This is a genomic window from Pseudomonas sp. B20, from assembly GCF_020515755.1.
GTDB lineage: Bacteria > Pseudomonadota > Gammaproteobacteria > Pseudomonadales > Pseudomonadaceae > Aquipseudomonas > Aquipseudomonas syringae.
This window is the reverse complement of the sequence record NZ_JAHPJG010000001.1, coordinates 463,654-483,783: the sequence shown is the minus strand read 5'-3', so window position 1 is coordinate 483,783 and position 20,130 is coordinate 463,654. Positions and strand designations below refer to the sequence as shown.

Here is a 20,130-nt window from a genome sequence, read left to right as displayed (position 1 = left end):
GTCCAGCAATATACAAAGAAGGTCGCCGAGAGGCGGCCTTTTTTATGTAATGTGAAAAGTCATTTAAGAATTTTCTGACCTAGGTAATCGTATAGGTAGCCAAGACGCTCGTCCATTTCGTACAGTTGTAGGAGATTTTTCCTACAAGGATGGGAACGTGGCGATTCCAGCTGTTGAAAAGAAAGCGATTGAACAGGCACTGAAAAAATTCGATAAAGAGCTCAGAAAGCAGCCTGATTGGGCTACATGGGAATCGAATAGGTCACATAAGTTTGCTATCCGAGTTGAGGATCAGCTGTACCCTGCGAAAAAAATCGTTTCTCTCGCCACCGGCATAGCGGTTCACGACTTTACTGGAGGTAGACCTACAAATGGATATCTTCGTGCTCGCGGGTTTGAGATCGTAGATCTACGTAAATCACCAAGACTTGAGTTCGTAAAGGGAGAAATATATGACCGAAGGTCTGAGATTCATGCGCCGTTCGGCGGTAGTTTTCAAAGCGGGATAGCACCATCAGATAAAGCACCTGCAGTATTTTTATTCACTGGTTCGTCAGGCGAACAATACGGGTATCGGGATGAGATCGATGCGAGTGGTGTTTACTCGTATACCGGTGAGGGTCAGATTGGGGATATGACTCTAACTAGGGGTAATTTAGCTATTCAAAAACACGCAGAAACCGGTCGAACTTTACACCTTTTCAAAGCGCTCGATGAGCGGAAAGGACAGCAATACATTGGTGAGTTTTCATGCGCAGATATCTCGTGGACCGACGGACCAGATCGAGAAGGCACTACACGAAAAGTTTTAATCTTTCATCTAATCCCTGTAATAGATCTGCTAGCAAACGAAGAAAGCCCGAGCGAATTTCTGCAAGAAGACCAACAAGAAATTGAAATAGAGATACTCCGCAATCGCGCATATGAAGCAACCGTTGCGCTGCCTAGCAAAGGCAAGATGACGGCTATTCGTACAGTGTATGCTAGAAGCCAAGCAGTAAAAGACTATGTGTTACGACGAGCTAATGGGGCATGTGAAAGCTGCGAGAAATCTGCTCCTTTCATCACAAAAAAAGAACAGCCTTATTTAGAACCTCACCACATAAATCGCTTATCAGATGGCGGCTTAGACCACCCACAATTTATAGCAGCTCTCTGCCCGGCATGCCATAAAGAAATTCACTACGGAAAAATGGGCGAGCAGAAAAATGAGATGCTTAAGCAAATAATCTCATCAAAAGAATCTCCTTGGCTAGCGAACAAAAACAAGTATTAACTTTGCTAAACTAGATTTTCACACATCACTAACCCAGAGCACAGACGGCTTAGCCAACCGACTGTGGCGGTGTAATGGTCGCGAGTTTCTAAAACCAAATAACTATCAAGCAATCCTTATTCGCACAACTTCAAGCTTAATCCAAGCTGCCGAGACCCAATGCACTCCAAAAATCGGAAACCCCTGACAGCCCCTCCCTCCCCTGTCCGATATCGACACGTTGCCAGCGCCGGTATCGTATGCGCCGGTGCCTAAGAAACACCCAACGTAGATGCAGCGAGTTCACGCATAGCTTCAGATTCCAATCGTTCTAATTGAACGGGAATCTCGGCTTTGCTGATCCGCTCAGTTGGGTTTTCTTACGCCCGCTCTGCGTTGGTCTTTAACGTCATTTCAGCTCATACGTAGAGGTCAGCATGTTAAGCAATCTATTTCGGGCAAGTGCTCGTCAGCCGCGCGAGGTGCGTGCCAGTTTCACCCCAACCCCCTTCCACCGCCACAACCGCCAGCTCATCGCCCTCCTCCTCGAAAACCAACCCTGGTTCAGCGCCCGTGATCTGGGTCGCATGATCGGCTGGCCTTTGAACGAGCGAACCCTACGCAAGCTGGACGCTGACCAGCACCGCATGATCACGCTCGACCTGCACGGCGAAGCGCAGTCAGAGCTGATGGTCAGTGAGTCGGGGGCGTACGCGATGATGGTGCATCACTATCACGCGGAGAATCGCGGGTTGCGGCAGTGGCTTACCCATGAGGTGGTGCCTGCGTTGCGGGATGGGCAGGTGCCGTTCGATGACTGCACGCCGAACCTGAGCATGCTGCAGTGGCCGGGGTTGTCGGTGAGTATGTTGCACTGGCACAGTGAGCCGTGGATACGGTTGCGGGATATGCCGATGCTGTTGGCGCATCCGCAGATGCAGGTTGAGGCGCGTCCGCGCAGTCTGGGCAGGTCTTGGTGGCGGGCGGTGCTGCCTGCCTCTCGGCTGGGTTGAATGCGTGGTGATGGCCGTGACATGTCGGTGACGGCCATTGTGTCTCGTCGAATCAGTCTTTCAGGCGGCGTCGGTAGTCGTTGATCATTTCTTTGGTGACGTCATCCTTGTAGCAGATGGGTGCGTAGCCGCCTTCGCGGCTGTACGCGCTGCGTTTGCCACATTGACTGCCATTGCGGGCAGCGTTGTAGGGGCATGGGCAGTTGCCGGGGTAGCTGTCGATGGATTCCTGGATGATGGCTTTGACGATTGAGGCGTCTGTTACCTGGGTTTCTCTGGCGTGTGCGGTGAAGGCGCAGAGCAGTGCGAGTATGGCGACGAGGCCTGTCCCTGTCTTTTTCATGGCTATTCCTTAGCGAGTGCAGACGAGTGTCTGTTGCAAGGTTTTACCATGATGGTATTGGGCCATCAAATTTTGTTTGTTGAGGTGATTGTTGGGGATTTGGGTTGTTCGGTGAGAACAACTTTGTGGGAGGTTTGAATAGCCCGACTTTGAGACTTGGTTTGCAGAGGATGTATCGCACGCACAGGTTTTACTGCCGGTTCCCGGCAGATCGCGAACAAGTTCGCTCCTACGCCCTGCGGGCAGAAGCGTTGCCCGGTGCGCTTCACGGTATTTGGCCAAAAGCTTGGATTCGTGAGTTATCAGGCCGTGATGGCTTGGATGTGACGCGGAGCGGTGGGCACGCTAGGTGTCTAGAGCCTGCGGGGCTACTGCACCCCGCAGGCATCCTCCATCAGAACTGCCAATCCAGCGACAAGCCCACGCCGTGGGTTTTATCCCGCGCACCCAGCAAACCGTTGTAGTCCAGGTTGATGCGTGCGTCCCTGCCCAGGGCCAGGCTCGCGCGGGCGCCGACTATGGCGGCGTCGCGGTCCATGGAGACGCTTTGCACGTTGAAGCTGTTGCCGGCGCTGGCGAAGGCCAGGTGTTGTTCCGACGAGGTGTCGCTCAGGTTGTGCTGCCAGCCGAGGGTGGCGGAGACGTCGAGTTTTTGTGTGTCGTTGAGGTTGAAGCGGTTTCCGGCGCGCATGCCCAGGGTCGAGAGCACGGTGTCGCGGGTGTCGTCGCTGCCTTTGAGGGCTGTGGCGCCGCCTTTTTCGGTGAAGCTGTCGCTGTCGAAGTGGACGTAAGCCAGGTTGGCGAATGGCTCCAGTGCCAGCGGCTGCAGGTTCAGGCGGTAGGCGGCTTCGGTGAACACCTGGCTCGACTGGGCGTCGCGCTTGACCTTCTGACGGTCGGAAAACGCGCCGAATTGCAGGTCGCGTTTCACATCGATGCGGTGCCAGCTGTGCGATGCGCCTGCGGTGAGGCGCAGTGCGCCCTGTTCGTGGCCGATGTAGGCACCCAGGTGGTAGCTGTCTGCCGAAGCCCGCGAGTGGGTGTCGTCGCCCAGGCTCAGCGAGGTGTCGCTGTAACCTGCCATCGCGCCCAAACGGGTGTGCTCGCTGATCAGGCCGTCGACGCCTGCCAACAGGCCACCCAGCGATGAGGTCGAGCTGGCGCTGTCACTGCTGCCGCTGTTTTTGCCCCAGGCACCCAGCGCCTTGACCCACACCGAGTTGTCTTCAGTGCCCGGTGCTGGCTGTTCGTACAAGCCTTCTACGCGCAGACGATCACCCACGGCGTCGCGCAGTTGGCGGCTGTCGTTGATCAATTGCGTGGCGATGGCCGGATGCACTTCGCCCGACAGTTGGGTGAATGCGCGGCGTGCGCTGGCAGCGTCCTGGCTGAGGATGATGCCCTCGTAGACCGAGTTGCCCGCACTCAGTTGCTCGATGGCCTGGGCCACGCTGCGCTGGTTGTCGGTTTGTGCGGCGCTGGCGAAGCTGTCGCCGTTACGTGCAAGGGCCAGTGTCACGCCTGTACCGGTATAGGCCAGGTTGCCGTCCAGGAAGGTGTAGTTATCGGTCACCGAGCCGAACTGACCCTGAACGCCGCCAGTCGCCTGCAGCACGTTGAACTGCTGACCGACCACGCTGCGGGTCTGGTTGCTGCTGAGCAGCGCGGGGTTGTCGTTTTCCAGGGACAGGGCCATGTTGGCGCCGCTCACGGTCGCGGTGCCGCCGACCACGATGCGGTCGCTGGCGGTGGGCGAGAATTCAACCGCGTAGGTCGAGCCCGGAGCCAGGTTGAGGTCGCCCGCCACTTGCAGCGTGCCGATGGAGTTGCCCGGCGCGACGGTGCCGCCCTGGTTGGCGGTCAGTGCTGCGACGCTGCCATTGCCGCCCAGTATGCCGCCGTTGTTGACGGTGACCGCAGAGGCCAGCGAGCCATTGATGGCCAGGCGACCTTGATTGACCAGCGTCGGCCCGCTGTAGCTGTTGGCCCCGCTCAACACCAGGGTGCCGATGCCTTGTTTGGTCAGGCCGCCGTGGCCGGAGATGTCGTTGCTCCACACGTCCAGCCCGCATTGCGGCCCGCTGCAGGTGCGTTGGGTCGGTTTGCCGGCATCGACAATCGCACCGACGCCAGGCAGGTCAGCCACGAACTGGCTGTCGCCGTAGGCGCCGTCGATACGAAACTCGGCAGGAATGTCCGCTTCGGTAACGAACATGCTCGGGCCGTTGACCGCCTTGCCGAGGTTGATCATGCCCCAGCCGTACAGCGCGTCGACACCCGGTGCGCCAAGATCGGTGGCGGTGGTTTTCAGGACGTCGGCGACCTGCGCGCCGGTCATGTACGGAAAGCGCTCCATCAGCACAGCCATGCTGCCTGCGACGTGAGGCGCGGCCATCGAGGTGCCGTTCTTGTTGGCCCAGCCGACGGTCAGGTCTGCCAGGCTGGTGCCGTTGAGGACAGAACTATAGATGCCCGTACCGGGTGCAGAAACGCAGAAGCTGGCTGTGTAGCCGCAACGTGAGGAAAACGTACTCAGGGTGTACGGCGTGGCCACGGCTGCGGCGGCGTTGGGGTTCCGTTGCAGGGCAGCGACGGTCAGCCAGTTGGGGGCAATGTCTGGTACGAAATAGCCGAGCCCGGCCATCGCGTCGGGGTTGTTGAGGTTGTAGTCGTTACCCGCAGCGAAAATGGTGACAACGCCGCTGCGTGCGGCATCGATAGCGCCCTGGTACGCACCGCCCGGACGCGTGCCGAGGATCTGGCGGATCTGGTCGAACTGCACTTGCGCGTCCTGCACGGTGAAATGCGGGAAGGCAGGGTCGCGACCGCCCTTGCTGAAGCGATCAGTGATGCCGATGCCCCAACTGTTGTTGATGACTCGCGCGCCGCTGTTGACCAGCGCGTTCCAGCCAGCCTGATACACCGCGCCGTCGTTGCCCAGCACGATGCCGTCTTCCGGGCCCGGGTCGCCGTTGTCGGCGCTGATGATTTGCGCGTTGTAGGCCACACCGTGCATCGGCCCGCCGTCGCGATTGCCACCGGCAATGCCGCCGACGTGGGTGCCGTGGTTACCGAGTTTGCCGCCGGAGTCCAGGCTCGGTGCGCCGTCGTAACGGAAAGCGTCGCCCGCCTTCACCGGGATGTACGGGTCGGTGTATTCGCGGATGCCGCTGGTGACCAGATTGACCACCTTGTCGGGGCTGGCGAATTCCGGATGCGGGGCGTACACCGGCTGGTCGAAGATGCCCAGTTTGATGTCTTTGCCGCTGTAGCCAGCGGCGTAGGCCTGATCCGCGTTGATCGCGCCAAGCCCCCAGTCGGCGTTGAATTCGGTACTGCGCCAGCTGGCGGCATTGCCCGCCTGCCCTGCTTCCACATACGGTGCGGCATGAGCCACGCCCAGTGTCGCCAGGTAGCAGGCGAGCGCGCCGCAGGAAGCGCGATTGACCGCCCGAATGGCTTGTCTCAGGGGTTTGACAGAGGTGTGTCGGGTGCTGAATGCATCTTTCATGAAAATTACCGTCCTTAGTTAACGCGCACGAATCTCCGCGCGCATGCATCCGCATGCGCGTCGTTCTTTTGGGTTTAGGGTTGCGTACTGCTTAGAACTGCCAGTTAAGACTCAGGCCGACACCGTGACTTTTCTCACGACTGGCCAACTGGCCGCTGTAATCGAGGCTGATCCTTGCCTCCTTGCTCAACGCCAGACTGGCGTGAGCACCGACCAGCGCGGCATCGCGCACCAGTGGCGAGCTTTCTATAGCGAAGCTGCTGCCACCGGAGGCAAATGCCAGATGCTGTTCGGAATCGGTGTTGCTCAGGTTGTGCTGCCAGCCGAGGCTGCCGGACAGGTCGACCTTCTGACGGTCGCTGATCGCGATGCTCTTCAGGGCACGCAGGCCCAGGGTACTGAGTACCGCATCACGGTTGTCGCTACCGGCAGACAGCGCTGCGGCGTCGCCCTTCTCGGTGAAGCCATCGGTGTTCAGGTGGACGTAGGCCAGATTGGCGAACGGCTCAAGCGTCGCGGGTTGCAGGTGAATGCGATACGCCGCCTCGGTGAACACCTGCGTGCTCTGCGCATCGTGTTTGGTTTTCTCCTTGCCCGCTGCGCCGCCGACCTGCACGTCGCGTTGCGCGTCGACGCGATGCCAGCTGTGTGCGGCGCCGAGGGTCAGGCGCAGCGCACCGATTTCATGGCCGAGGTACGCGCCCAGATGGTAGCTGTCCACCGACGCCCGGGAATGCGTGCCGGAGCCCATGTTCAACGAGCTGTCGCTGTAGCCTGCGACGACGCCCAGACGTGTGTCATCGGCAAGGTTGCCATCGACACCGGCCAGCAGCCCGCCAATCGAGGAGGTGTAACCCGCGGTGTCGTCGCGCGAGTCGGTCTTGCCCCATGCGCCCAGGGCTTTGAGCCAGACGTTGTCTTGTGCGGCAGTGTTGCCATCGGTGCCGAACACGCTGGCACCCAGGCGCTCACCCACCGCATCGCGAACCTGACGGCTATCGTTGATCAACACGCTGCCGATGGCCGGGTAAATTTCGCCGGACAATTGCTGGAAGCTGTTGCGTGCCGAGGCAGCGCTCTGGGTAAGCAGCAGGTTTTCATACACCGCGTTACCAGCACCGAGCTGTTCGGCGGCAGTCGCCACAGCAGCCTGATTAGAGGTTTGCGCCACGCTGTTGAAAGCGGCGGTTTGCTCGACGTTCAGTGCGATGCCGGTGGCTGCGTAGTCGAGTCGGCCACCGAGGAAGGCGTAATTGGAAGTGACGCTGCCAAACTGGCCGTTGATGCCATTGGCGGCTTGCAGCACATTGTACTGGCGACCCACCACGCTTTGGACCGGTGCAGCACTCAAGGCCACTGGCGTTGCATTCTCCAGCGCCAGCGTCATGTTGGCGCCTGACACGGTAGCGCTGCCGGTAGCGACGATGCGGTCACTGGCGGTTGGCGAGAGCTCGATGGCGTAGGTTGAACCCGGCTCGAGGGTGACATTGCCATTCACCTGCAATGTACCGATGGAATTGCCCGGCGCGACGATACCGCCGTTGCGCGCTGTCAGCCCGCCGATCTGGCCATTGCCGCCCAGCGTGCCGCCAGCATTAACCTGCACGGCTGACACCAGCGATCCATTGACCGACAGCAAACCGCCATTGACCAGTGTGTCACCGCGATAGGTATTGGCGCCCTCCAGAATCAGGCGACCTGCGCCGGATTTGATCAGGCTGCCCTGATACTGGCGTTGCGCAGCCGCGGCGGCGCGAGCGGTGCCGGTGGCGTAATCGGCCTGATCCTGCTGGCTGGCGGTACTGGCAACACCGTTCTGCCAGCCTCTGCTGATCAGGGTTTGCTGCCAGGTGGCCTGCTCGGCGCCGTCCTCGGCCTGACGCTGGATCAGCGCTTGATCGGAAATATTATTGCTCCATACATCCGTCAAACCTGCGCCCAGGTTAGCGTCGAAGGTGCCGAGCAATTGGCCCGGACCGCGCATTGCCCGCTCCAGGTTGGCCACACCCCAGCCGACGCTGTTGGTCGGTGCCTGAGTAATCGAACCGTCGAGCTGGGTGGCGGTGGTCAGCAGCACTTGCAGCGCCTGCTCGTTGGTCATGTACGGGAAGCGCTCCATCACCAGTGCCAGTGCGCCAGTGGAATGCGGCGCGGACATGGAGGTGCCGGATTTGATGCCGTAACCGCCGCCCGGCACGGTGCTGTTGACCAGCCGACCGGGCATGGTGATGCACCAGTATTTGGACAGGCCGCACTGGTTGTAGCGTTGACCGTTGCTGCTGTCGAGGCCCGACACGGCCAGCCAGTGACCTTCGAGGTCCGGCTCGAAAAAAGGCAGCGACGCCCGCACGCTGGCGTTGGCGTAACCGCTGTTGCCTGCACTGAAGACGTTGATCACGCCTTTGCGCGAGACATTCGCCGCTTCGTCCAGCCAGGTGCCGCGGTTGTAGTGCTGAGCGTAGGCAGCGCGCACGCCCGCTTCGGTGGCGTAGGTCACGTCGGCCGGCTGGCTGCCCCAGCTGTTGTTGATGGCGCGCACGCCGGCATCCGCCAAGGCGCCATACACCGCCTTGAAATACTGCGGGTCGGGGTTGGGGCCGAACAGGAAGCTGTCATTCTGGTTGGTATTGCCAACGTAGATCTGCGCGTTGTACGCCACGCCATGCATGCCGACGCCATCGCGCGCCGCGCCCATGGTCCCGGTGACGTGCGTGCCGTGGGTGTCGTTGTTCGGGTTGATGGCACCGGTGATGCTGAACGGCGAGCCGTCAACGTAGGTGCCGGTAGCGGTGACTGCGTGGTAGCGGGACGGCGTGGCTTCCGGGTGGGACGGGTCGAAGCCCGAGTCCAGCGCACCGATCTTGACGCCTGCCCCGGTGATGCCAGCGGCGTAGGCCTGATCAGCCTGAATACGGCCCAGACCCCAGTCGCTCTGGAATTCTGCCGAGCGCCAGCTGGCAGCGTCACCCGGCTTGCCCTGCTCGACATAGTCAGCATAAGCCGAGCAGCCAACTGTAAAAGACAGCGCACAAAACGCGCCGGTTGCTACAGGCTTGAACGAATAACGGACAACACTCACCCACTTCGACTTTTGCATCCCTGCACACCTGATACTGGTTGGCTCTTGATTGAGCGATTCCAGAACATAGTCCGCAGTGTAAAACTTGGCAACAGTTTTATTTCAATTCTGATACAAAGGTTAAGACATAAGGATAATGCATCGCAGGGCATATATTTCAATGATAGATAATTGAATTCATTGGGTTTGTTTTTATTTTTATTGTTCAGATGAGTTACTGGATAGTGGCCATTTAATTGCACGCGATTTATTTTTCTCGCGCGCTAGCTAGTGTTTCCAGTGACAGTTGCCAACAGCGTTACATGTCTGAGGGCGCCAAAACTTGTCTGGCGATAATAAATATCCATTCGGAGATTCATGGAAAAAGATGACGCAGAGCGTCATGAACGGCATGCCCACGCGGAGCGATGGGCACGATAAGTGGCGCGTGTGGTAATGCCGTTCAGGACGCTCCGCGTCCTATCCAAGGCGTGGCCTGCTTAGCGGCGGAACCAGGTATTTGCGCCACGACGAGGATGCCTGCACCATGCTGCCCTGATCGCGACCCGACCCAAGGCACTCCCATGGCACGCAACACGGCCTCTGCGCTGAAATCACTCATCAAGACACTGCGCGGTTTATTGAGCCGGGTTGCAGGAGGCACACCGAGCCAGCAACAGCCCCCGGAGCCCGTTACGCCTGCAGTGCACTCGCCTGAGCCGCAAGCGCCGGTCAGAACCCGCCGCGCCAAACCCGACAAGAAGCCCCGTCAACCTGCGCCGCCAACACCCACGGCAAAGCCTGCGGCGCCTGCGTGTCCGCACTGCCGGAAAACCATGGTGATCAAGGTGGCGCGCACCGGCAAGAACGCGGGGGAATTCTGGGGTTGTGTGGCCTATCCGACATGCCGGGGGATCCGACCGATCTTTCGCTAAACGCCAGACCGGTCGCTCCTCAAAAGCGCCACTTAGCTGATGTTGGCCAACAGCTCGCGCGCCATGCGCTGATGTTCCTCATCGGACTCGTCAATGATCTGCTGGAGGATTTCACGGGCCGATTCGAGATCGCCGTCCTCGATCAGCACTTGCGCCTGATTGATCTGGCTGAGCGGCGGTTCTTCCAGATCCAGCAGGTCGAAATCAGCGTCATCGTTCATGAAGCTGTCGAGGAAATCGTCACTCAGGCCGTCGGCGGCAGATGGCGCAAGTACTTCGACTGGCTCAACCACCTCGGGCTCGGAGAAATCACTGAGGAACTGTTCGTCCGAGAGCTCGAAGACTTCCGGCAACTGGGTCAGGTCCGAAGAAAAACCGGGGTCGACTTCAGCCGGCGCTGGTGTAGCGGCAGGCTTGGCGCGCGTCGGCGGGCTGTCGAACGGGTCGACCAGATCCCAGTCGGCGTCCATCGACAGGTCGTCCAGGTTCAACTGAAACTCGTCGGCGTGCTGCGGGTTCAGCGCGGCAGCCGCGCTTTCATCCAGCTGCGCGGCGGGTTCTGGCTCAGCCTCGGGCTGCAGGTAGAGCTCAGGCTCGGACTTATCGAAAGACAATGTGCTGGCTGCCACCGCGACAGCCGGGACGACCGCCGCAACGGGAGCGATCTCGGCAGCCTTGAGCTGCGGGAAGCGATCGCGGATGTCCTGAATGGTCTGCGGATCGACGCCGTGCTCCAGCGCAGCCTGTTCTTCGCGAACGAAACCAGTGCCGTCGCCCTGCTCCGCCAGCAACTCCAGCAGGCGAATGCGTATGTCATCGCGCTCGGGCTGGGTTTCCAGGGCGCTGCGCAGAATACCCATCGCCTCGGTGAAGCGTCCGTAGGCGATGTAAATGCTCACGCCATCCAGCGCATCCGGAGCAGCGCCAGGCGAGCGTTGTGCTGGCGATGGCTTGGCCGGTGCCGGCGTCGATGGGCTCTGGACCACGGGCTGCGGCGCAACAGCGGGCACTTCGAACACCGGAAGCATGGATGCCTGAGCGGGCTTGATCAGTTGGTCATCCGGGATGGCGGCGGGCGCCGCTGATTCCTTGCGCTGCTGACGTCGTTTCGAATAAGCAAATGCCACCAGCAAAAGCACGATCAGTACGGCAGCGATCAGTATCGGTAGGCTGAGGAATGAATCGCTGCCCGATGCAGCAACAGGTTGAGCAGGCGCGGCAGGCGCAACTGCAGGTGTCGCAGGTGCTGGCGTGACTGTTGCCGGTGCAGCTGGCGTGGCAGTTGGCGTGGCAGCGGATTGCGCAGCGGCGAGATCACTGCGCAAGGCGATGATCTGTTTGTCCTTGCCACTCATCTCTTCCTGCAATTCCTGCGTCTGCGCCTTGAGCGCCTCCAGTGACTGAGTCAATTGCTGGTTTTCGATGGCAGCGGCCGACAACTGCTCGGCGGTACGCTGCAATTCGACAGGCTTTGGCGACGGCGCCGTAGCGCTTGCGGCAGGCGCTGCGGCGGTCGGCAGCACTGCAGCGTCCGGCAGCAACAGGTCCTGGCCAACTTTAAGCGCAGACCCGGCGCCTGCGGCGAAGATTTGCGGGTTGAGCGAACGAATACCGTCCGCCAGCTGGCTTGCCGACACCTTGTTGCCAGGTCCCTGCAAGCGGCTGGCGATACCATTGAGCGTGTCGCCACTGGCCACCGTATAGCGTTTGCCCTGCACGGCCGCCGGTGGCGCGACCGGCATGCGGCTTTCCGAAGCGGAGGTCGCCGAGCGCTGCTGGTTGCGGCTGCGCGTGGCGGCCAGGCCTTGCGCCGAGGTGGCAGGATCGAGCAGCAGCGTGTATTCGTGCAGCAAATCGCCATTCGGCCGCGCCAGCTGGACGAGAAAACTCAGGTAGGGTTCGGTGACCGGCTTGCTGGAAACCACCCGGATCACGCCGCGGTCACCACGCAGAACCGGCGTGAAGCGCAGGTCATTGAGAAAGAACACGCGCTCTATTCCAGCCCTGGCGAACGCTTCGGGTGATGCGAGCCGGGCGACCACGTCTTCATTGCTCAGACCGCCGGTTTCCAGCAGCTGAATCTCGGCATTCAACGGCTGGTTGAGCGCCGAGTGCAAAGTGATTTCACCCAGGCCCAACGCGGACGCCAGCGTGGAGCAGGTCAGCAACGAAACCGCCAACACGCCCTTGCCAAACGCATCGCGCGCCTTGCGGCCTGCACCTTCGACAGCAGCCAGTGAACTCTTCAGCATGCGAACCCTTATGGAAACCACGGCAGGCTTCTCACGTAATCAGATGGACGTCAGTATCCGTTTAACGATTATGGTTGAGAATGCGCAGCTTCGTCTCAGGATCTTTCGAGATTGGCGAGAATCTGCGAATGCACACGCATGCTGACGCGCAGATCCTCTTCGCTCACGCCCTCGAACAACTCGATACGCAATACATTGGCGATGTTTTCAATTTTTTCGATCAGGGGCAATGCCGTGTCACTGAGCAGGATCTTTTTCGCACGTCGATCCTCGAGCACCGCCTGACGCTGCACCAGGCCCTGTTTTTCAAGACTGTCGAGCAGACGCGCCAGAGTGGGGCCTTCTACGCCCACGCTTTGCGCCAGCTCGCGCTGGGTAGGCGGTTCGGTGAAGCGCGCAAGGTGCAGCAAGACCAACCAGCGAGCCTGAGACAGGCCAAGATCGGCCAGCCTGCGATCCAGCTCCGCACGCCAGCCTCGCGTGAGGTGTCCGAGTTGCATCCCGAAACGATGTTCATCAGTCATTGGCATAAGGAAACTCGTGATTAAAACTAATTATTAGCGAGCTAAGCATGGTCCTTATGTTCAAGCAAGCACGGGACGGTGACGCTCCGCCGCACGCCGTTATACCTCAAACTCCGATTGCAGCGCTGCACGTACGCAATACAGCACGCCCTCAGGCACCCGCCCGGCAAACTGCTCGGCAATCGCCGACACTGGCGGCAGTTCCCCTTCGCCATCGAGAAAGGCATCCTGCACCTCACCCAGCAGGTCCTCCGGCAAGTCCAGCGCCTGCTCGATGGATAACTGCTGCTTGCCGATGGCTTCGGCCAGCAGGGTGTAGACATTCTTTTCCGAGCACTGCAACTGACCGGCGATCTGCGTCGGGGTCATGCCCGCCCGCGCCAGACTGATCAGTTCGTGACGCACATCGGCGACCACCCGTGGTGCCTCGGCCTTGCCGCTGAGCACTTCGAGAAAGGCTTCGCCATAACGCTCCAGCTTGCGCGCACCGACGCCGCTGACCTTGGCCATCTCGGCCATCGATCCGGGTTTGCTGCGCAGCATTTCCAGCAGGGTCGAGTCCGGGAAAATAACGTAAGGCGGGACGCCGTGCTCTTCGGCCAGCTTGCGCCGCAGCGCGCGAAGGGCTTCCCACTGCTCGCGCTCTTCGCCACGCACCAGTTGACTGGCCGGGCTGCCGGAGCTGCTTCTCGACGTGGTTTGTGGCTTGAGGTCCTGGCGCAGTTCCAGAGAAACTTCGCCACGCAGCAAAGGCCGGCACGTGTCGCTCAGGCGCAGGCCGCCATAGCCTTCGAGGTCGATGTCCGCCAGACCACGCGCAACCAGTTGGCGGAACAGCGAGCGCCACTCGGACTCGGTGCGCGCTTTGCCGACGCCGAACACCGACAGGTGCTGATGACCGAAGCTCTCTACCTTGTCGTTGGACTTGCCGAGCAGCACGTCGACCAGATGGCCGACGCCATAACGCTGGCCGGTACGGTAGATGGCCGACAGCGCCTGACGCGCAGGTTCGGTGGCATCCCAGGTCTGCACGCCATCGACGCAGTTGTCGCAATGGCCGCACGGGTTGGGCATGTCTTCGTCGAAATAGGCCAGCAGGGTCTGCCGACGGCAACGGGTTTCTTCGCACAGGGCCAGCATCGCATCGAGCTTGTGCTGCTCCAGCCGCTTGTGACGCTCGTCGCCTTCGGAGTTCTGCAGCATCTGCTTGAGCATCAGCACGTCTTGCAAACCGTAGGCCATCCAGGCATCGGCGGGCAGACCGTCACGCCCTGCCCGGCCGGTTTCCTGGTAATAAGCCTCAAGCGATTTGGGCAGGTCCATGTGCGCGACAAAACGCACGTTGGGCTTGTCGATGCCCATGCCGAACGCAATGGTGGCGACCATGATCAGCCCTTCCTCGTTGAGAAAGCGCTTCTGATTGGCCGCCCGGGTTTCGGACGGCAGACCCGCGTGATAAGGCAGCGCGGGATAGCCGTTGTCACTGAGAAAAACGGCGACCTCATCGACCTTCTTGCGTGACAGACAGTAAACGATACCGGCGTCGCTGCGGCGCTCGGAAAGGAAGGCCAGCAACTGTTTGCGCGGCTGTTCCTTGGGCACGATGCGATAGAAGATGTTGGGCCGGTCGAAGCTGGACAGAAAGCGCTCGGCGTTCTGCAGGTGCAGACGCGTGACGATTTCTTCGCGGGTGCGCTTGTCGGCGGTGGCGGTCAGCGCGATGCGCGGTACATCCGGAAACAGCTCGGCCAGTTGTCCCAGTTGCAGGTATTCAGGGCGGAAGTCGTGACCCCATTGCGACACGCAGTGCGCTTCGTCGATGGCAAACAGGGCGATCTTGAGGTTTTGCAGGAACGACAGCATGCGTGGCTGGACCAGACGCTCCGGGGCGAGGTAGAGCATTTTGACTTCGCCCAGACGGATGCGGTTGGCCAGGTCGCGCTGCTGCTCGGCACTGAGGGTCGAGTTGAGTGCAGCGGCCGATACGCCCAGTTCATCCAGCGTCGCAACCTGATCGTCCATCAGCGCGATGAGTGGCGACACGACCACGCACAGCCCGTCGCGCAATAGCCCCGGTACCTGAAAACACAGGGACTTGCCGCCACCGGTGGGCATCAGCACCAGCGCATCGCCACCGCTGGCTACACGCTCAATAATGGCACCCTGGCGACCACGAAAGCTGTCGTAACCGAAGATGTCTTTAAGTACGCGTTGTGCCTGCTCAAGCATAAAAAACCCCGGAATATCCTGCTGCACTGCAAAACGGGGGAGTATACCCGAGCACTCGGGAGCAATGGATGACTGGGACATGAGCGGTCGAAATTAACTGCAATTGGCCTGCGCGCTGGCGCCACGGACGCTCAGGGCCTAGAATCCAGCATCGTTTATTTTCAAGGTAGCGCTTCCATGTCCTTCGCTGAGCAATTAACCCGCCTGCAAGTCTTCCTCGATGCAGATGAACTGCACGAAGAAGCACTGGACTACGTGGCCGCGCATGGCTACCTGACCGCTTTGTCCATCTGCGCCGAAGAGGTGCCGGAGCGCGAGTGGATCGACGCGCTGTTCTCCGAGCCGCCGCAATACTCCAGCGAAGCGCAACAGACAGAAGTCGAAGCGACGCTGATTGCCCTCAAGGCACACATTGCCCGCCAGCTGGCTTCGGACGAAGAATTCGAGCTACCGTGCGATCTGGACCTGGGCGACGACCCGGATGATTCCGACCTGCGCGGCTGGTGCATCGGCTTCATGGAAGGCGTGTTCCTGCGTGAAAACGCCTGGTTTGAAAGTGCCGAGGAAGAAGTCAGCGAAATGCTTCTGCCGATCATGGTCGGTTCGGGCCTGTTCGACGAACAGCCGGAGTTCGCCGACATCGCTCAGGACGCCAACCTGATGGACGACATGATCGTGCAGATCCCCGAAGCGCTGACCGCCCTGTACCTGCTCTGCCAGGCACCGGACGAAAAGCCGGCGATCCTCAAGCCCCGCCATCACTGAGTCGGCGCCTATGGCGCAAGGCTCACCGCGCACCAGCCGTCATAAGTTGGTGCGCTATCTGCTTGTAGCGATTGGCTGGCTGAGCGTGGTACTGGGCGTGGTCGGTATTTTCCTGCCGGTGCTGCCCACCACGCCTTTTCTGCTGCTGGCCGCGGCCTGCTTCGCGCGCAGCTCTCCGCGCTTCTACGACTGGCTGGTCAACCACCCGCAACTCGGTCCGTGGATTCGTGATTACCTCGAAGGCAACGGCATCCCGCTCAAGGGCAAGGTCTACGCCATCGGCCTGATGTGGCTGAGCATCAGCCTGTCGTGCTACCTGGTGCCCTCACCCTGGGCACGGGTCTTCATGCTGACCAGCGCAGTGCTGGTGACGATCTATATCCTCAGGCAGAAGACGCGCCCGCCGGGCGGTTGCAAGAGGTAGCGCCGAGTAAAACCGACGCCACCGCAACACTCAGATCATCAGTTCTTCTTGTCCCTGGCGAACGCCGCTTCCAGCGCTTCGTTGAGGGTGCGCAATACCTTGACCCTGGCCCAGCGCTTGTCGTTGGCCTCGATCAATGTCCACGGCGCGATTTCGGTGCTGGTGCGATCCACCATGTCGCCGACTGCCTGGCGGTAGTCAGGCCATTTCTTGCGGTTGCGCCAGTCGTCCTCGGTGATCTTGTAGCGCTTGAACGGGATCTTTTCGCGCTCCTTGAAACGCTCCAGCTGGGTCTGCTGATCGATGGCCAGCCAGAACTTGACCACCACAACGCCTGCGTCGGTGAGCTGCTCTTCGAAGTCATTGATTTCCGAGTAGGCGCGCTTCCAGTCCGACTCGCTGCAAAAACCCTCGACCCGCTCGACCAGCACGCGGCCGTACCACGAGCGATCGAAGATGGTGAATTTGCCGCGCGCCGGTATCTGCCGCCAGAAACGCCATAGATACGGTTGCGCACGCTCGTCCTGGGTGGGCGCGGCGATCGGCACGATGGCGTATTGCCGCGGGTCCAGCGCCGCCGCCACACGTCGAATCGCACCGCCCTTGCCTGCCGCATCGTTGCCTTCGAACACTGCCAGCAGCGCGTGGCTTTTCATGCGCTTGTCGCGCATGTTGCCAGACAGCCGCGCCTGCTCGGTGATCAACTGTTGCTGATAATCGTCCTTGCTCAGGTTCAGGCTCAGGTCGAGGCTGTCGAGCAGGGTCAGCTCGTTACTGTGAATCGCCAGCGGCCCGACCGTCAGCGCCGCAGTCTCGGGCTCGGCCTTGTTCAGCGCGGCCTGCATACCTTCCAGCAACAGGCGGCCGACGGTCAGGCTGCGGTAGTTGGCGTCCACACCCTCGATCACATGCCACGGGGCGTATTCGCGACTGGTGCGACGCAGGACCCGTTCGCCGAAGCGCACGAACTTGTCGTAGGTCTTGGACTGCTGCCAGTCCAGCGGGCTGATGCGCCAGCTGTGCAGCGGATCATCCTTGAGGGTCTTGAGGCGCAACTTCATCTGTTTTTTGGACAGGTGAAACCAGAACTTGAAGATCAGCGCGCCTTCATCGCAGAGCATTTTTTCCAGACGTTCGGCACCGCTGATGGCCTGATCGAGCACGGCGTCCTTGAAGCGCCCGTGAACCCTGTCCTGGAGCATCTGGCTGTACCAGTTGCCGAAGAAAATCCCCATGCGGCCCTTGGCCGGCAATTGCCGCCAGTAACGCCAGACGGGCGGGTGAGCGAGTTCTTCATCGGTCTGCTGATCGAAGGTACGCACCTCGATCAGGCGCGGGTCCATCCATTCGCTGAGCAGCTTGACGGTCTCGCCCTTGCCTGCGCCTTCTATGCCGTTGATGAGCACGATGATCTGGCGACCAGCCTGCTCGTGCAGGTCTATCTGCGCTTCGAGCAACGCCTCGCGCAATTGCGGCAACGCTGCCTCGTAAGTCTCATCGTCAATGGCATGACCGATTTCAGCGGATTCAAACATGCACAGCTCCTGATTGATGTGGGCTCAGAGAACGCCTGATGGAGATTGTGACCATTGATTGCAGGCATCGGTCAATCCGCACAGCCTTGATAGCACTTTTCTCTGCGCAGACGGCTAAAATGCCGCCACTGCCTTTGTTGAGCCCGACATGACCATTACCCGCCACGCCCAGATCGAATGGGACGAACACGGCAACCCGCGTTCCCGCGATTTTTCCGACGTGTACTTTTCCACCGAGTCCGGTCTGGACGAAACGCGCCATGTGTTTCTGGTGCAGAACGACCTGCGCCGGCGCTTCACCGAATTGCCGGACCGCGGCCGGTTGATCATTGGTGAAACCGGCTTCGGCACCGGGCTGAATTTCCTCTGTGCCTGGCAGTTGTTCGACCAGTGCGCGCCCGCTAATGCGCGCCTGCAGTTCGTCAGCGTCGAGAAATACCCGTTGAGCCACGCCGACCTGCAGCGTGCACTCGCGTTGTGGCCCGAGCTGTCGCCGTTCGCAGGTCAGTTGCTCGACCAGTATGTGGCTGTGCATGAAGGCTTTCAGCGTCTGGTGTTCGCGGGCGGCCGCGTGACGCTTACATTGCTGATCGGCGATGCACTGCAGATGCTGCCGCAACTGGACGGGCAGATGGACGCCTGGTTTCTCGACGGTTTTGCGCCGGCGAAAAACCCGGAAATGTGGACCCCGGAGCTGTTTGCCGAACTGGCGCGCCTGTCCACATCGAGCACCACGATTGGCACCTTCACCAGTACCGGCTGGGTGCGCCGCTCGCTAAATGCGGCAGGTTTCAAGATGAAGCGCGTGCCGGGCATCGGCCACAAATGGGAAGTGCTGCGTGGCGCGTTTATCGCCTGGCCCGAGGACGTGGCGCATCCGCCTGCCGCCAAACCATGGTTCGCCCGCCCCGCACCGATTGGCGGCGAGCGCAAAGCGCTGGTGATTGGCGCGGGGCTGGCCGGCTGCGCTACGGCTCAGAGTCTGGCGCAACGCGGTTGGCAGGTCAGCCTGCTGGAGCGCCACGCCGCACCAGCGCAGGAAGCATCCGGCAACCCGCAGGGCGTGCTGTACCTGAAACTGTCGGCGCACGGTACGGCGCTGTCACAGTTGATTCTCAGCGGTTTCGGCCATACACGAAGGCTGCTTGAACGCTTGCAGCGCGGGGTAGACTGGGACGCTTGCGGGGTGCTGCAACTGACCTTCGACGACAAAGAAGCGCTGCGTCAGAAACAACTGGCCGAGGCCTTCCCCGAATCACTCCTGCACCTGCTGGACCAGCCTGCGGCCGAAGCGCAGAGCGGCGTTGCGCTGAAAAGTGGCGGGCTGTTTTACCCCGAAGGTGGCTGGGTTCATCCGCCTGCGTTGTGTCACGCACAGGCTGCGCACGCCAATATCAGCCTGATCACTCATCAACAAGCACTGGAGCTGAAACGTGTCGATGATCAGTGGCAGGTCTGGAGTGAGGAACGGTTGATCGACAGCGCTCCGGTCGTGGTGCTGGCCGGGGCAGCTGATATCCAGCAGTTTTCGCAGAGCGCCGATTTGCCGCTCAAACGCATCCGCGGGCAGATCACCCGTTTGCCGCAGACTCAGGCCAGCGCGGCATTGCGCAGCGTGGTGTGCGCCGAGGGTTATGTGGCTCCGGCGCGCCTGGGCGAACATACGCTGGGCGCCAGTTTCGATTTCAACAGCACCGATCTGACGCCGAACCTGGCCGATCATCTGGACAATCTGGGGCTGTTGCGGGAGATCTCGGAAGACCTCACCTCGCGCCTCGAGGCCGCCGATTTGTCGCCAGAGCAATTGCAGGGGCGCGCGGCATTTCGCTGCACCAGCCCGGACTACCTGCCCATCGTCGGCCCGCTGGCCGACCGCGAGGCATTCATGCAGGCCTATGCCGCGCTGGGCAAGGACGCACGTCAGGTGCCGGACCTCGCCTGCCCGTGGCTGGACGGCCTGTACGTCAACAGCGGTCACGGTTCGCGCGGGCTGATCACCGCGCCGTTGTGTGGCGAACTGATCGCCGCCTGGCTCGACAACGAACCACTGCCCTTGCCACGCAGCGTCGCCGAGGCGTGTCACCCCAACCGCTTTGCCTTGCGCGGGCTGATTCGGGGCGGCGGGAAGTCGCCTGAAAAGCAGGACCAACGTGGAGCATCGCACGACAGTTGAGATTATCGTTCCCTACGCTCCAGCGTGGGAATGCAGTTCTCGACGCTCTGCGTCGCAAAGAAGACGCAAAGCGTCCTGAACGGCATGACGACGCAGAGCGTCGCACGATATTT

At 60.7% G+C, this 20,130-nt stretch carries 13 protein-coding genes; 6 read left to right on the top strand and 7 right to left on the bottom strand.

Translation table 11 applies throughout. The features are described 5' to 3' along the window. Window positions 1–157: 157 nt before the first annotated feature. Together LIX91_RS02090 and LIX91_RS02085 are read left to right on the top strand one after the other, a co-directional pair. Window positions 158–1,276 (top strand): HNH endonuclease signature motif containing protein, encoded by a 1,119-nt coding sequence (locus tag LIX91_RS02090; RefSeq protein WP_003418229.1) that lies wholly within the window; start codon window positions 158–160, stop codon window positions 1,274–1,276. 416 nt (window positions 1,277–1,692) lie between these two features. Beyond that, a complete protein-coding gene (locus LIX91_RS02085; protein ID WP_226487909.1) occupies window positions 1,693–2,268 on the top strand; it encodes a Bro-N domain-containing protein in 576 nt (191 codons plus the stop codon). 52 nt (window positions 2,269–2,320) lie between these two features. On the opposite strand, the gene LIX91_RS02080 is transcribed toward LIX91_RS02085, so the two are convergent. The 3 genes from LIX91_RS02080 to LIX91_RS02070 form a co-directional block, all read right to left on the bottom strand. Beyond that, on the bottom strand, window positions 2,321–2,611 hold the full coding sequence (locus tag LIX91_RS02080; protein ID WP_226487908.1) for a hypothetical protein: 291 nt from the start codon (window positions 2,609–2,611) through the stop codon (window positions 2,321–2,323). A gap of 394 nt (window positions 2,612–3,005) precedes the next feature. Further along, the gene (locus LIX91_RS02075) at window positions 3,006–6,122 is read right to left on the bottom strand and encodes an autotransporter serine protease (protein ID WP_226487907.1); all 3,117 of its coding nucleotides are present in this window, start codon (window positions 6,120–6,122) and stop codon (window positions 3,006–3,008) included. 91 nt (window positions 6,123–6,213) lie between these two features. Then, window positions 6,214–9,219, bottom strand: a complete 3,006-nt coding sequence (locus LIX91_RS02070) for an autotransporter serine protease (protein ID WP_226487906.1) — start codon at window positions 9,217–9,219, stop codon at window positions 6,214–6,216. Between the two features lie 545 nt (window positions 9,220–9,764). Here LIX91_RS02070 and LIX91_RS02065 point away from each other — a divergent pair. Next, window positions 9,765–10,115, top strand: coding sequence for a topoisomerase DNA-binding C4 zinc finger domain-containing protein (locus LIX91_RS02065; protein ID WP_003418240.1), 351 nt, complete (start codon window positions 9,765–9,767; stop codon window positions 10,113–10,115). Window positions 10,116–10,147: 32 nt separating this feature from the next. Here LIX91_RS02065 and LIX91_RS02060 read toward each other — a convergent pair whose 3' ends face one another. The 3 genes from LIX91_RS02060 to recQ form a co-directional block, all read right to left on the bottom strand. Then, a complete protein-coding gene (locus LIX91_RS02060; protein WP_226487905.1) occupies window positions 10,148–12,367 on the bottom strand; it encodes a FimV/HubP family polar landmark protein in 2,220 nt (739 codons plus the stop codon). Window positions 12,368–12,462: 95 nt separating this feature from the next. Beyond that, complete coding sequence (locus LIX91_RS02055; protein WP_003363288.1) at window positions 12,463–12,897, bottom strand: MarR family transcriptional regulator; 435 nt, start codon at window positions 12,895–12,897, stop codon at window positions 12,463–12,465. Window positions 12,898–12,990: 93 nt separating this feature from the next. Then, window positions 12,991–15,120: a DNA helicase RecQ gene (gene recQ / locus LIX91_RS02050; RefSeq protein ID WP_032699329.1), complete on the bottom strand. Its 2,130-nt coding sequence runs from the start codon at window positions 15,118–15,120 to the stop codon at window positions 12,991–12,993. A gap of 177 nt (window positions 15,121–15,297) precedes the next feature. On the opposite strand from recQ, the gene LIX91_RS02045 reads away from it, so the two are divergent. Next, complete coding sequence (locus tag LIX91_RS02045) at window positions 15,298–15,885, top strand: YecA family protein (RefSeq protein ID WP_003314545.1); 588 nt, start codon at window positions 15,298–15,300, stop codon at window positions 15,883–15,885. Window positions 15,886–15,895: 10 nt separating this feature from the next. Continuing rightward, on the top strand, window positions 15,896–16,309 hold the full coding sequence (locus LIX91_RS02040) for a YbaN family protein (protein ID WP_046271468.1): 414 nt from the start codon (window positions 15,896–15,898) through the stop codon (window positions 16,307–16,309). Between the two features lie 38 nt (window positions 16,310–16,347). Here LIX91_RS02040 and pap read toward each other — a convergent pair whose 3' ends face one another. Continuing rightward, the gene (gene pap, locus LIX91_RS02035; RefSeq protein ID WP_003418245.1) at window positions 16,348–17,844 is read right to left on the bottom strand and encodes a polyphosphate:AMP phosphotransferase; all 1,497 of its coding nucleotides are present in this window, start codon (window positions 17,842–17,844) and stop codon (window positions 16,348–16,350) included. Window positions 17,845–17,992: 148 nt separating this feature from the next. Here pap and mnmC point away from each other — a divergent pair, with 148 nt between their 5' ends. Further along, window positions 17,993–20,017 carry a bifunctional tRNA (5-methylaminomethyl-2-thiouridine)(34)-methyltransferase MnmD/FAD-dependent 5-carboxymethylaminomethyl-2-thiouridine(34) oxidoreductase MnmC gene (gene mnmC, locus LIX91_RS02030; protein WP_226487904.1) on the top strand — a complete coding sequence of 675 codons (2,025 nt, stop codon included), beginning with the start codon at window positions 17,993–17,995 and terminating at the stop codon, window positions 20,015–20,017. Window positions 20,018–20,130: the final 113 nt, after the last annotated feature.

What these genes read in the sequence shown, in the direction of transcription:
- LIX91_RS02085 (WP_226487909.1), top strand. Translation starts at nt 1,693, where the DNA reads ATGTTAAGCAATCTATTTCGGGCAAGTGCTCGTCAGCCGCGCGAGGTG.
- LIX91_RS02055 (WP_003363288.1), bottom strand. Translation starts at nt 12,897, where the DNA reads ATGCCAATGACTGATGAACATCGTTTCGGGATGCAACTCGGACACCTC.
- pap (WP_003418245.1), bottom strand. Translation starts at nt 17,844, where the DNA reads ATGTTTGAATCCGCTGAAATCGGTCATGCCATTGACGATGAGACTTAC.
- LIX91_RS02045 (WP_003314545.1), top strand. Translation starts at nt 15,298, where the DNA reads ATGTCCTTCGCTGAGCAATTAACCCGCCTGCAAGTCTTCCTCGATGCA.
- LIX91_RS02065 (WP_003418240.1), top strand. Translation starts at nt 9,765, where the DNA reads ATGGCACGCAACACGGCCTCTGCGCTGAAATCACTCATCAAGACACTG.
- recQ (WP_032699329.1), bottom strand. Translation starts at nt 15,120, where the DNA reads ATGCTTGAGCAGGCACAACGCGTACTTAAAGACATCTTCGGTTACGAC.
- LIX91_RS02080 (WP_226487908.1), bottom strand. Translation starts at nt 2,611, where the DNA reads ATGAAAAAGACAGGGACAGGCCTCGTCGCCATACTCGCACTGCTCTGC.
- LIX91_RS02075 (WP_226487907.1), bottom strand. Translation starts at nt 6,122, where the DNA reads ATGAAAGATGCATTCAGCACCCGACACACCTCTGTCAAACCCCTGAGA.
- LIX91_RS02040 (WP_046271468.1), top strand. Translation starts at nt 15,896, where the DNA reads ATGGCGCAAGGCTCACCGCGCACCAGCCGTCATAAGTTGGTGCGCTAT.
- LIX91_RS02070 (WP_226487906.1), bottom strand. Translation starts at nt 9,219, where the DNA reads ATGCAAAAGTCGAAGTGGGTGAGTGTTGTCCGTTATTCGTTCAAGCCT.
- mnmC (WP_226487904.1), top strand. Translation starts at nt 17,993, where the DNA reads ATGACCATTACCCGCCACGCCCAGATCGAATGGGACGAACACGGCAAC.
- LIX91_RS02060 (WP_226487905.1), bottom strand. Translation starts at nt 12,367, where the DNA reads ATGCTGAAGAGTTCACTGGCTGCTGTCGAAGGTGCAGGCCGCAAGGCG.